This is a genomic window from Bellilinea sp. (assembly GCF_034432615.1).
In the GTDB taxonomy this organism is placed as follows: domain Bacteria; phylum Chloroflexota; class Anaerolineae; order Anaerolineales; family Anaerolineaceae; genus Bellilinea.
In genome coordinates this window covers 1-12,040 of sequence record NZ_DAOUBL010000390.1, presented here as the reverse complement: position 1 = coordinate 12,040, position 12,040 = coordinate 1, and the positions used below count along the sequence as shown (strand labels likewise).

11 protein-coding genes and 1 pseudogene are annotated in these 12,040 nt (G+C 51.1%); 6 read left to right on the top strand and 6 right to left on the bottom strand.

From position 1 onward, the window contains the following. Together VAE48_RS17110 and VAE48_RS17105 are read right to left on the bottom strand one after the other, a co-directional pair. A partial coding sequence (locus VAE48_RS17110) for a 3'-5' exonuclease (RefSeq protein WP_322794550.1) occupies positions 1-483 on the bottom strand: 483 nt, incomplete at its 3' end. Positions 484-485: 2 nt separating this feature from the next. Continuing rightward, on the bottom strand, positions 486-1,331 hold the full coding sequence (locus VAE48_RS17105; RefSeq protein WP_322794549.1) for a family 16 glycoside hydrolase: 846 nt from the start codon (positions 1,329-1,331) through the stop codon (positions 486-488). A gap of 105 nt (positions 1,332-1,436) precedes the next feature. Here VAE48_RS17105 and VAE48_RS17100 point away from each other — a divergent pair, with 105 nt between their 5' ends. From VAE48_RS17100 to ppgK, 5 genes are read left to right on the top strand one after another with little or no spacing between them, the layout of a single operon-like run. Continuing rightward, on the top strand, positions 1,437-2,015 hold the full coding sequence (locus VAE48_RS17100; RefSeq protein ID WP_322794548.1) for a pseudouridine synthase: 579 nt from the start codon (positions 1,437-1,439) through the stop codon (positions 2,013-2,015). Positions 2,016-2,050: 35 nt separating this feature from the next. Further along, the gene (locus tag VAE48_RS17095; RefSeq protein ID WP_322794547.1) at positions 2,051-3,547 is read left to right on the top strand and encodes a baseplate J/gp47 family protein; all 1,497 of its coding nucleotides are present in this window, start codon (positions 2,051-2,053) and stop codon (positions 3,545-3,547) included. Continuing rightward, entirely contained in the window at positions 3,544-3,993 is a 450-nt protein-coding gene (gene ruvX, locus VAE48_RS17090; RefSeq protein ID WP_322794546.1) for a Holliday junction resolvase RuvX, read from the top strand. Before VAE48_RS17095 ends, ruvX begins: the two co-directional genes overlap by 4 nt. A gap of 2 nt (positions 3,994-3,995) precedes the next feature. Continuing rightward, positions 3,996-5,138: an endolytic transglycosylase MltG gene (mltG, locus tag VAE48_RS17085; RefSeq protein WP_322794545.1), complete on the top strand. Its 1,143-nt coding sequence runs from the start codon at positions 3,996-3,998 to the stop codon at positions 5,136-5,138. A 21-nt stretch (positions 5,139-5,159) separates the two neighbouring features. Continuing rightward, entirely contained in the window at positions 5,160-5,900 is a 741-nt protein-coding gene (gene ppgK / locus VAE48_RS17080) for a polyphosphate--glucose phosphotransferase (protein WP_322794544.1), read from the top strand. 2 nt (positions 5,901-5,902) lie between these two features. Here ppgK and VAE48_RS17075 read toward each other — a convergent pair whose 3' ends face one another. Together VAE48_RS17075 and VAE48_RS17585 are read right to left on the bottom strand one after the other, a co-directional pair. Then, positions 5,903-7,360, bottom strand: coding sequence for an aspartate ammonia-lyase (locus tag VAE48_RS17075; protein WP_322794543.1), 1,458 nt, complete (start codon positions 7,358-7,360; stop codon positions 5,903-5,905). 360 nt (positions 7,361-7,720) lie between these two features. Then, positions 7,721-7,930, bottom strand: a pseudogene (locus VAE48_RS17585) (4Fe-4S dicluster domain-containing protein); the annotation flags it as partial. A 240-nt stretch (positions 7,931-8,170) separates the two neighbouring features. On the opposite strand from VAE48_RS17585, the gene VAE48_RS17065 reads away from it, so the two are divergent. Further along, positions 8,171-9,109, top strand: a complete 939-nt coding sequence (locus tag VAE48_RS17065) for a DMT family transporter (protein ID WP_322794541.1) — start codon at positions 8,171-8,173, stop codon at positions 9,107-9,109. A 141-nt stretch (positions 9,110-9,250) separates the two neighbouring features. Here the strand turns inward: VAE48_RS17065 and malQ are convergent, their stop codons facing one another. Together malQ and glgC are read right to left on the bottom strand one after the other, a co-directional pair. Next, entirely contained in the window at positions 9,251-10,789 is a 1,539-nt protein-coding gene (malQ, locus tag VAE48_RS17060; protein WP_322794540.1) for a 4-alpha-glucanotransferase, read from the bottom strand. Further along, positions 10,779-12,040, bottom strand: a 1,262-nt coding sequence (gene glgC / locus VAE48_RS17055) for a glucose-1-phosphate adenylyltransferase (RefSeq protein ID WP_322794539.1), incomplete at its 5' end; no start/stop codon positions are given. The genes glgC and malQ, both read right to left, overlap by 11 nt.

Genomic DNA, 12,040 nt, shown 5'->3' with positions numbered 1-12,040 from the left:
TTTACCGGCTTCTTCTAATTTGAAGTAGCGGTATGCGCGGCGAGTTGCATCCCATTCACCGCGATAGGCGGCATACAACTGCATAATGTCAAGAGCGCTCAGCCGTTCTTTCCAGGCCAGTTTATAGACTTCATAGGATTGGCGCATCATTCGCAGGTCAAATTCAGCATTGTATAGAGCGATTTTGCGGTCAAGTAAGTAGGTTCGCAAGGACGCCCAAACCACCGGAAAGGTGGGGGCTTTTTTTACCATTTGATTGTCTATCCCATGAATTGCCGTTAGATCCGGTGGGATCGGTCGGGATGGGCGGACAAAGGATTCAAACAGGATTGACCCATCACAGTCAATGACGGCGATTTCGACAATTTCAGCGTTTTTATCCAAACCGGTTGTTTCTGTATCCATGAACACCGGATTTTCGCGAATCCACTGGCGTGCCTGCTGTATGATGGCTTGACGGCGAGGATCTATGGTCAGTTCCATTCCTACTCCAGGCGCCAGTAAGCAAATTCTTCGGCATACACCGTAAAATTGGGGGTGTTGCGGGCTGCAATGACAATGCCGAAGGATCCGGGTTCGGTAAAGGTACTATCGCTGATTTCGCGAATTTTGACACCGTTAACATACAGGGTGTAGTTGCTGCTTACGGCATAAACCCCGATGCGGTTGGTTTGATTGGAACCGGTGCGTATGGCGTCGTTGACGTTGCCGCCCTCAGCCAGATTGACATACTGCTGTCCATCCCAGTAACCGAATGCCCATTTGCCGTCGCAAGTCAGCTGGAACCAGTAACCTTTCACGAAATCCGGCGAACGAAAAACCAAACCATAGGTATCCAACCCACTGCATTCGCCGGTTCGTACCAGTGTTTCCAGATAGGCATTGCCGATTTTGGTGCCGCCGGTACGCCAACCGCGATAACCGGTGGCATAACGGCTGGTCAATACCAGGGCGCCATTTTCGACGCGAATGAAGGTGTAATCGTCATCGTACGGCTTGTCCTGCAATCCAAAAGATCGGCCGCTTTCAAGCGTATCAACGAAGGTAGGATTGCCCAAAAACTGGCGGGGATCATCACTCAATGGTGTGGCGGTTGGAGATGGTTCTGAAGAGGGGCTTGGGCTGGGTGATGAAACAGGTGACTCGGTTGGCTGCACTGGCAGCGCGGGTGTTTCGGTTGGCAAAGGTTGAACGGTCGGCTGGCTGGTTAGGATTGCGGCTACCTGCGTGCCGACAAAATCAACGGTTGGGGTTGATGTGCCACTGGCCGGCAAATTGCAACTGCTCAACAACAGCAGCAGGATTATGGAGGGGAATATCCATTTTGGCATGGCTGATCCTTTAGATTTTTTCAAACCACTCATCAAACAATTTTTCGATTGTATTGATTATAATCGGAATCACTCTGCCGGTTGTATAAATCGAACTAAATTTCGATGAGAGCGATTGCGTTTTTCAAACCCTACGGTGTGCTGACTGCCTTTCAGGATTCTGAGGGTCGTCCAACCCTGAAACAATATATACCCATCCCGGAGGTTTATCCTGCCGGACGTCTGGATTTGGACAGTGAAGGATTGTTGATTCTCAGTGACGAGGGGCGTTTGATTCACTTTTTGACCGATCCCCGACACCGCATTCCGAAAACTTATCTGGTACAGGTGGAAGGGAAGGTTACTGAGGAAGCACTGGCTGCTTTGCAAAGAGGGGTAATGGTTAAGGGCAAAAAGACCCGGCGGTGCGATGCGCTGATGATCCCAGAGCCCAACCTCCCGCCGCGCAGTAAGCCAATCACACCTCATGGAGAAACCAGCTGGTTGAGATTGGTGCTGCAGGAAGGACGCAAAAGACAAATCCGGCACATGACGGCTGCGGTGGGTTTTCCCACCCTCCGGCTGGTGAGGGTAGCAATTGGGCCAGTTACGCTGGAGGGCTTGCAACCGGGGGAATGGCGGGATTTGGGGGCTGAGGAAATTCGGCGGTTGTGGGAGTACGGTCAGCCCACCCGACGTGTATAATTACCATAAATCCATTCCCGTTGTTTGTGTTCTTAATGAAAACCCAAATCATTCGTCTGGAAACCCATGATGACTACATCTCGATTCGCGACAAGATGTCCTGGAGCAAAGCGAGGCGTATTCTGCTGGTGCTTCCCCGCCGCCGCCCGCCGTTACTCCAACGCCTGGATTTGATTCTGCTGCAAAGACAGGCGCAAGCTCTGGGTGGTCAGGTTGGTCTGGTAACACAGGATCAAGACCTTATCCTGGAGGCGAAGGAACTGGGGATCGCCGCTTTTCCGACGATACCGGCTGCCCAAAGGATGACATGGCAGCCTTCAACCCGCAGGCGGAGGCTGCTACGGTATCGTAAAACTCAGAAAGCCAATCCTGACGCACTTCGTCGGTTATTGGATGAAACGCGTCACCGCCCGGAAAAGAATTGGGTGAGGTTGGTGTTCTTTTTATTGGGGCTGAGCAGTTTTCTCAGCCTGATGTTGTTTTTCCTCCCTTCTGCAACCATTTCCCTCGATCCCTATCAGGAAGAACAAACTATCGAGATGCTAATTCGGGCAAGCCCGCAAATTGAGGTGGTATCTCCTTCTGGTTTGCTGCCTGTCGAGGTGTTCAGGGTCAAGGTGCAGGGAACTCTTTCGGCAGATGCCAGTGGCGTTCAGCAGGTTGGCGACCAAAAAGCAAGCGGTACGGTCATTTTGACCAATTTGACCGATGGGGTGGTTTCTGTCCCCCAGGGTACAATCCTTCGGACTTTGAATGAGCCTTTCATTCGATTTGAAACTACCCGGAACGTCACCCTTCCGGCCGGTAACGGGCAAAGCCGTGAAGTGGCCGTGCGGGCGTTGGCTGCCGGAAGTCAGGGAAATGTTCCACCTCGGGCATTGGGTACGGTGGAAGGAAACCTTGGGTTGGCATTGGCCGTGGAAAATCCGCAGGCGGTGTTTGGCGGTAGCGACCGGCAGGGCAGGGTGGTCAGCGAAGCAGATGCAGCACGCGTATATGACACCTTGATCACCTCACTTGCGGAAGATGCCTTGCAGGAATTGCAAAATGCGATCCCGCCTGGAAAAACCCTGCTGCCGGAAACGCTGGTCATTCACCAGGTGATTGAAAAAGTTTATCAGCCGGGAATTGGAGAACTGGCAGATCGGTTTGTCCTCAATATGCAGGTGGAATTTGAGGGGTGGGCTTATGATCAGGCTCATCTGGATCGCATCCTGAATGACGCAATGAACGCTAACCTGCCAGAGGGTATGGCTGCTGTAGAAGAAACCTATCAAATCCATGACCGCAGGGTGAAAAACTTTATTGAGGGAGAATCCATAGAATTCACAATCGAAGCTTCCCGATGGATTGAAGAGAAGATTGAAGCGGCGCAGTTAACGGCAGCAATTCGTGGGTTGCCGCTGGAAAATGCCCTCACGTTGATTCAACAGCAGTTCCGTCTTGCCAGCTTACCCGAAATCATCGTGCGTCCGGGGTGGTGGTCGCGTTTGCCTTTTCTTACTTTTCGCATGGCTGTGGAGGAACGATGAGCCTTGAACGAGGGCGGGTGCTGGCCGTTGATCCGGGTGAAAAGCGAATCGGACTGGCCATATCGGACCCAACCGGAACCATTGCGAATCCGCTGTTGGTGCTAAAGCATGTTTCACGCATAGCAGATGCAGCCAATATCGTTCAGATTGCTCAAGAATGGGGGGTTGTTGAAATCGTGATTGGGCAGGCAGTGGAACTGGATGGTATGCCGGGCGTAATGGGAAGAAAAGCTCAACGGTTGGCTGAAGCGATTCGCTCGCAAACTGAAATTCCTGTGATCTTATGGGATGAAAGTGGCAGCACCCAAACTGCCCGCAACGCCCGAAAGAAAATGGGCGTCAAACAAAGCCAGCGGCGCGGCCACATGGATGATCTGGCGGCTGCTGTCATATTACAATCCTACCTGAATAGTCGTGATTCCATTTTTCCAGTAGAAGAAGGATGAGCATGGCAAAATCAAAGCGCGGAAGCCTTTCGTTTGGATGTTTTTTGTTGCTGCTGATCAGTTTGATGGGCATGGTTGCTTTGGGCTGGATGCTGGTGCAAATCCCTGTCCTGGCGGAGCAGCGTTTTGGTTATGCCAGTTCAAAATTAGATGTTTTTGATCGTTACTGGTATTCTCTGAAGTTGTTGTTGAAATATGCGGAGCTGACAACTCCGCTGGAACCTCAGGCAACACCTCGCCCGTTTGTCATTCAACGCGGGGAAACGGCTGAGCAGGTTGCCATTCGACTGCAACGCGAAGGTCTTATCCGCGATTATGAAGCTTTTCGAGATTACATGGTTTACTCCGGATTGGACACGGCAATTCAGGCAGGAGAGTATGAAATCAGTCCGGCGTGGAACGCGATTGAAATCGGGCATCAATTGCTGGATGCTACCCCGGATCAGATAACTTTTGTGATTCTGGCAGGCTGGCGGGTTGAGGAAATCGCTGCATCTCTGCCGACATCGGGGCTGCAAATTACACCCGAGGAGTTCCTTCAATTTGTGCGCAATCCCCCCTCCGAATGGCATCCGGCTGGCAGGGATTCGACCGGCATGAGTCTGGAAGGTTATCTTTTTCCCGGTGAATACCGCTTCAGGCGGGATGCAAGTGTTCGCGAGGTGGTTGCTGCCTTTTTGGATCGCTTCAATGAGCAGGTGGATGCTAACCTTCGTGAGGGTTTCTCCCGGCAGGGCTTAACATTACATGAAGCCGTTACGCTGGCTTCCATCGTCCACCGCGAGGGAGTGGTCGAAGAGGAAAGGCCAATGATTGCTTCGGTGTTCTATAATCGCTTGAGAGCCGGCATGAAACTGGATGCTGATCCAACCGTTCAATACGCATTGGGATATAATTCAATTCAACAGACGTGGTGGACAAATCCGCTTAGCCGCGATGATTTGATGGTCAATTCACCTTACAATACTTATCAAAATACCGGTTTACCGCCTGCCCCAATTTGTAATCCCTCGTTGAGTGCATTTCAGGCGGTGGCTTATCCCGCGGATTCGCCTTACTTTTACTTCCGCGCTCGATGTGATGGTTCAAGGAAACATTCCTTTGCAAAGACATTTGAAGAGCACTTGCAAAATGCGTGTCCATAACTGACAGGGAAGGAGAGCAAAATGGAGATTTTAGGGATTGACATTGGCGGATCTGGTATCAAGGGAGCTGTAGTTGACCCGGTAACCGGTTCATTGCTGACCGAGCGCAAACGGCTGCCAACCCCGGAAGGTGCAAAACCCGAAGACGTTGCCCAAACTTGTGCCGAACTTGTTCACCAGTTTGGCTATGAGGGGGTCATTGGCTGCGGCTTTCCTGCCCCTATTTTGCAAGGAATCGCAATGATGGCTGCTAACATTCATCCCAGTTGGATTGGAACGAATGTCAACGAACTGCTGACCCAGTATACCGGTTGTCGTACTTTCACCTTGAATGATGCCGATGCTGCCGGTATTGCCGAAATGAAATTTGGAGCCGGTAAAGATGTGAAAGGGGTTGTGCTGGTAATCACTCTTGGGACGGGAATAGGTACGGCCATTTTTACCGATGGCATTTTGGTGCCGAATGCTGAGTTTGGACATCTCAAGATCCGTGGAAGAGATGCTGAGTGGCGGGCTTCAGATGCGGCGCGGCAGCGAAAAGGCCTGTCATGGAAAAAATATGCCAAACGGCTGCAGGAATTCTTAAGTGAGATGGAAAGACTCTTCTGGCCGGAATTGATCATTATCGGCGGCGGCCTGAGTAAAAATGTGGAAAAATTCCTGCCCTATATTTCTACCAGAGCAAAAATAACACCGGCACTGTTCTTGAACAATGCCGGTATTGTGGGAGCTGCGGTGTACGCCAGCCAAAAGATTGAATAGGTTTATCCGCCACCGCCTCCGCCGCCGAACAATCCACCTTCAGTCAATTTGCGCATATCGCTGAACACAGCGCGGATTTCTTCTTCGCTCAGCGGTTGACCGGTATCTTTGTGTTTTAATGCGCCTTCGCGCACTTTTTCGAGCGCAACCTCTTGTACGGTTAAATCGCGGCTAAGCGCTTCTTTGACTAGGGCGGTGCCTGCTAGATAGCCAATAATCGGATTCAGGGCGGTGACCACAATCGTATTGCGCGCCAGCCAGCCTTCGGCTTTGGCGCGGTTGGCTTTTATGCCCACGACGCATTTATCTGTAAATGCGCTGATTGCACCAATCATCACGTGCATCATTTCAAATAAGTCATGGGCGATGATCGGCATCATCACATTCAATTCCAGCTGTCCAGCCTGAGAGGCCAATGCCACAGCGGTATCCAACCCGATAATATGATACATTGCCATGTTCAACATTTCGGCCAGGACGGGGTTTACTTTCCCGGGCATGATAGAAGAGCCCGGTTGAACCGGCGGCAGCCGAATTTCATCCAGACCTGTTGCCGGTCCCGAAGAGAGCAGACGCAGATCATTGGCGATGCGGGTGAGGGTCAACGCCAGGGTACGCAAAGAAGCCGAGAAGTCGGCCATATCGGCCATGGATTGCATGGATTCAAACAAATTGTCGGAAGTATACAGTTTGAGGCCGGAAACCCGCGAAAGCACTTCCACCATGCGGGCATGGTATTCTGGATGGGCGTTCAAACCAGTACCGGTAGCCGTGCCGCCAATCCCTAAACGGCGCAGTCCCTCGGCGGCGCGTTCGATTCGTTCGCGGTCGCGTTCCACAGCCCGGGCATATGCCCCAAATTCCTGACCCAGGCGGACCGGCACAGCATCCTGCAAGTGTGTACGTCCAGATTTGACGATGTCATCAAATTCAATGGCTTTATCTTTTAACGCTTCCACCAATTTTTGAATGATGAAGGTTAATTCGTCCAGCCGCCACAAACAACCCAGACGAATTGCTGTTGGGATGGTATCGTTGGTGGACTGGGACATGTTGACATGGTCATTGGGGTGAACCCGATATTCGCCAATTGAACCGCCTAAAATTTGAGTGGCGCGGTTGGCGATGACCTCATTCGTATTCATGTTGTGGCTGGTTCCGGCACCGGCTTGAAAAGGATCTACAACGAATTGATCATTCCATTGACCGGCCATAATCTCCTCGCCAGCCTGAATGATGGCGTTGGCACGTTGTTCGTCCAATAGACCCACCGCATGGTTCACTTCAGCGGCAGCGCGTTTGATTAATGCCATTGACCAGATAAAAGCGCGGTAGGGCCGCATACCGGACACTGGAAAATTGAGGACAGCCCGCTGGGTCTGGGCGCCGTACAGGGCATTTGCCGGCACCATTACTTCTCCCAGTGAGTCTCTTTCGATGCGCACGTTTTCTTGGGTCATTGACTTTCTTTACCTCCTTTGGCTGATTTTTTACAAAAAAACAGGGTTGTTGAATCAGTGGTAAAAGAAACTTGTGTTTTCACCGGTGAGAATATATCGCTCACCGGTAATTTTCTTCATTCCACCGATAACAACCCTGAAGGGAAAATCTGGTAAAGACTAGCCGGCCGCGCTGTAGCCGGGGCCTTCCTTGAAGTACTCGTAATTTTTGGGGATATCTGGGGTCAGATCAACCACCTCTCCGGGCTTGAGGGTGCGGGTGGCTTCCAGATGAACCGGCTCGCCATCGTGGTTTACACCGTCATAAACCTCCGTGAAGCCGGGAGTGCCAACCGGCATGGATTGTCGTTCACCGCCGCGGGCGACATAGGCTGAGGGAACTTCATCTTCGGGGAATATAGCCGCATACGGACACTCCGGCACACATGCACCGCAATCAATGCAGGTATCCGGGTCTATGTAAAACCATGGGTATTGTTCTTGCGGTTTTCCCGGCACAATACACTCCACCGGGCAGACAGTCACGCAGCCGCCATCGCGCAGACACAGGCTTGTAATAATATGGGTCATTGGAACCTCCGTTTGGTTGAAATAGAGTTGGATCAGAATGCAAAAGGGAAACTTAATGGTTGGGTGAAAATGAATTGCTTGATTACATACTGATAAAATGCTGAAAATTGAAAAGCTCCAGACACCTCCCCGCAATTATTTGTTTGGTTTTTTGACCGGTTTTGTAGTAATGGGATAAAGTTATTCTAGCCAGCCGATACCCGTTTGTCAAGCATTCCTCTGGGATATAATAGGGTGATTATGTCCTCACCACAGAAATCATACCGTTTCGCTTCCGCCATCCTGGTGATTGGCATATTGGCGGTTTCAACCGCTGCTATTTTTATCCGTTATGCCCAACAGGATGCGCCTTCTCTGATCATTGCGGCTTACCGGTTGGGGCTGGCCAGTTTGATTTTACTGCCATTTTCATTCCGGCAGGCGCAGCGGGATGTGATTGCCCTGCCTGCAAGTGGTAAGTTACAGGCACTTCTGGCGGGTGTTTTTCTTGCCGTTCATTTTGCCGCATGGATTGTCTCATTGGAACTGACCAGTGTTGCCAGTTCGGTAGTCCTGGTTACAACCACACCTCTGTGGGTTGCCATTTTTTCTCCTTTGTTCCTCAAAGAGCGGATGATAAAGGAAGTCTGGTGGGGGCTGGGTCTGGCGCTTATCGGAGGAGTGGTGGTGGCTGCCAGTCAGGTCTGTGTTTGGGAAGAGAGCCGGCTGGTTTGTGCCTCGCTGAGCTCGTTTTTTCAGGGCAAAGCGTTGCTTGGGAATCTGCTCGCGTTGATGGGGGCATGGATGGCAGCCGGCTACCTGCTGGTAGGACGGAAGATCCGACCCTTGATTTCGTTGCGGTCGTATACTTTACTGGTTTATTCAACAGCTGCGGTGGTATTGATCGTTTTGGCTGCGCTGAATGGTTACTCGTTCACCGGCTATCCTCTGTCAGTTTTTGGATGGTTTCTCTTACTGGCCATCATCCCGCAGGTGATTGGGCATTCATCTTTCAACTGGGCGTTGCGGTATTTACCGGCAACTTTTGTCTCTCTTGCTTTGTTGGGTGAACCTGTCGGGGCGACGATTCTGGCAATGATTTTCCTTCGAGAAACGCCGTTGCTAAATGAAGTGATTGGCGGGGGAATGATTTTGAGCGGCATTTACCTTGCTTCCCTTGCCAATCGTGAGAATTCTTGAATTGATATTTATCTGACAGGCGCAAGTCCATGCTCAGGTTTTATGATAGGTTGCAAAGCCTTTTTGGCCTTTCCAAATTCACCTGACTAATTCAGGGCAGGTGCGGGTTGGTGGGTTACACAAAAGAGATACAGCCTGGCTTTATAAAGGATAATCGGCTGGTATTTCAGATTCTGAAGTACGTTCGATATCCATTCGGGCGTACAGGTAATTGACCTCTTTGAGCCGTTTAAGAATTGTCGGGGTATAGGCTTCGGGGTGTAACCTCCAACCCCAGTTACCACTGGCTCTGCCGGGCAGGTTCATACGGGCTTCATTTCCCAAACTCAGCACATCCTGCATGGGGGCCAGGGCAAAAACTGAAACCGAAGACCACACAGCGCGAATCATATCCCAGGCAATGTCCTCGCCAGAACGGGCGAGATAGCGGCGGATGAAATCGCGTTCTTTTTCCGGTGCGCTTTGATACCAGCCCAGGGCGGTATCATTGTCATGGGTGCCGGTGTAGGCCACACAATTGGTTTCGTAATTATGCGGCAGGAATGGGTCCAGCGGGTCGGTCGTGAAGGCAAATTGGAAGACCTTCATACCGGGCAGGGCAAACGAATCGCGCAGTTCCACCACATCCGGGGTAATTACGCCAAGGTCCTCAGCGATGATTGGCAGGTCGCCCAGCGCTTCTCGAAAGGCATGGAATAGTTCGGCTCCTGGGCCCTTGACCCAGCGACCGATTTCCGCCGTTGGCATGCCGAAGGGTACTTCCCAATAACCCGCAAAACCGCGAAAATGATCCAGTCTCACAATATCCACCAGCCGCAAGGTGGCCTGCATTCGTCGTATCCACCAGCGGAAGTTCTGCTGGCGGTGCACCTCCCACTTGTAGAGAGGATTCCCCCATAACTGACCGGTGGGAGAGAAGTAATCCGGCGGGACGCCGGCAACAACGGTTGGTTTGCTTTCTTCATCGAGGTAAAACAATTCCGGGTTTGACCAGGCATCTGCGCTATCGTAAGCCACGAAGATGGGGATATCTCCGATGATTTGAATGTTCTTTTGATTGGCGTATGCCTTCAAATCCAGCCACTGGCGGAAAAATAAAAACTGGCGGAAGGCATGCCGTTGAATGCGATCTGCTTCGGTCTTTTGGAATTGCTCAATTGCCGCCGGCTGGCGAGTGCGCAGTTCTTTGGGCCAGTTATCCCATGAAACGCCTCCATTGGCTTCTTTGATTGCCATGAAGAGAGCAAAATCGTCCAGCCAGTCAGCCTCATGTTCCATGAAATGATGATATTCATCATGAAGCTTGGAATCGTTTTGGCGCTTGAAGTTATCATAAGCGCGGTCAAGAATTTTTAATTTCCAGTTGATGGCTTCACCATAATCAATCCGAATCGGATTAAATTCCGGGCGGTCGGTCAGGTCGCTTCGCCTCAAGAGACCCTCTTCCAACAGCAGAGCCGGACTCACCAGATATGGATTACCGGCAAACGCCGAGAAGCACTGATAAGGAGAGTCGCCGTAACCGGTTGGCCCAAGCGGCAGTACCTGCCACAGCTTACAACCGGATTCAGCAAGAAAATTGATCCAGCGGTACGCCTCAGGTCCAAGATCTCCGATTCCATCTGGACCCGGTAAACTCGTTGGATGAAGGATGATTCCCGCGGCGCGTTTAAATTTCATTGGGTAATCTCCGTGTTTGAATGAATTCTCCGGGTTTTACTTCGTTCCCCGTATAATCCGATGATACCACATCCGTCCCAACCGTACTACCGGCGTGAATGATTGTGCCGTCCGGCACAATGCTGTTTCTTCCAATCATTGCAAATTCCAAATGGTCGTCCGTTTTTTCGCCGATCTGGCAATTTTTGCCGACTTGAATCCGTTTATCCAGTATGGAGCGCAAAATGCGGGTGTTTTGATCCACAATCGTATCGGTGAGGATGATCGAATCTTCGATATGGCAGCCTGAGCGGACAACGACTCCCGGAGAGAGTACGGAACGGATGATGGAAGCTCCTTTTTCGATCAGGCAGCCGTGACAAATGAGGCTGTCTTCAATTGTCGTCCCTCGCTGGAGCATAGCGGGAGGTCTTTCCTCTGTGCGGGTGTGGATGATCCAATCCGGGCGGTAAAGATTGAAGGCAGGAGGATCACACAAGAGATCCATGTGTGCCTGCCAGTAGGATTGCACGGTTCCAACATCCATCCAATAGCCCTGATAGCGGTAGGCAAATACCCGATGGCCGGTTTCGACCAGACGGGGAAGAATGTTTTTGCCAAAGTCGTGTTGCGAATCCTGCCTCAAGTGATCTTCCCACAGGGCTTCATTGAGTGTATCCAGATTGAATAAGTAAATGCCCATGTTAGCCAGTGTGGAAGGAGGTTTTTCCGGCTTTTCAACGAAAGAAGTAATGCGGTTATTTTCATCTGTGCCCACAATGCCAAAACGAGGTGCTTCTTCGAGCGGCACATCCATCACGGCAACTGTCACCTCAGCCTGATTTTGCTGATGAAACTGAATCATCGGATTGTAATCCATGGTGTAAATATGATCACCAGAAAGGATCAAAATGGTATCTATGTTGCCGCGTTTGATAAACGTGAAGTTTTGTTGAACCGCATCCGCAGTGCCAACAAACCAGCTTGAACCACGCGCGCGGTATGGCGTGAGAATCCTGACACCTCCCGTAAAATCGCGGTTCAAGTCCCATGGGCCGCCAGCGCCAATATGTTCGATCAGTGAATGCGGACGGTATTGGGCAACCAGCATTACATCGAACAGGCGTGAATTTACACAATTGGAAAGGGGAAAATCAATGATGCGGTACTTTCCGGCATAGGGGACGGCCGGTTTGGTGCGTTTTGCAGTCAGAATACTGAGACGTGTACCTTCTCCACCGGCAAGTATCAGACTACGGATTTTCATTTGCT

Coding starts and splice junctions, on each gene's coding strand:
- VAE48_RS17095 (WP_322794547.1), top strand. CDS start 2,051: ATGAAAACCCAAATCATTCGTCTGGAAACCCATGATGACTACATCTCG.
- ppgK (WP_322794544.1), top strand. CDS start 5,160: ATGGAGATTTTAGGGATTGACATTGGCGGATCTGGTATCAAGGGAGCT.
- VAE48_RS17100 (WP_322794548.1), top strand. CDS start 1,437: ATGAGAGCGATTGCGTTTTTCAAACCCTACGGTGTGCTGACTGCCTTT.
- mltG (WP_322794545.1), top strand. CDS start 3,996: ATGGCAAAATCAAAGCGCGGAAGCCTTTCGTTTGGATGTTTTTTGTTG.
- VAE48_RS17105 (WP_322794549.1), bottom strand. CDS start 1,331: ATGCCAAAATGGATATTCCCCTCCATAATCCTGCTGCTGTTGTTGAGC.
- VAE48_RS17065 (WP_322794541.1), top strand. CDS start 8,171: ATGTCCTCACCACAGAAATCATACCGTTTCGCTTCCGCCATCCTGGTG.
- VAE48_RS17075 (WP_322794543.1), bottom strand. CDS start 7,360: ATGACCCAAGAAAACGTGCGCATCGAAAGAGACTCACTGGGAGAAGTA.
- ruvX (WP_322794546.1), top strand. CDS start 3,544: ATGAGCCTTGAACGAGGGCGGGTGCTGGCCGTTGATCCGGGTGAAAAG.
- malQ (WP_322794540.1), bottom strand. CDS start 10,789: ATGAAATTTAAACGCGCCGCGGGAATCATCCTTCATCCAACGAGTTTA.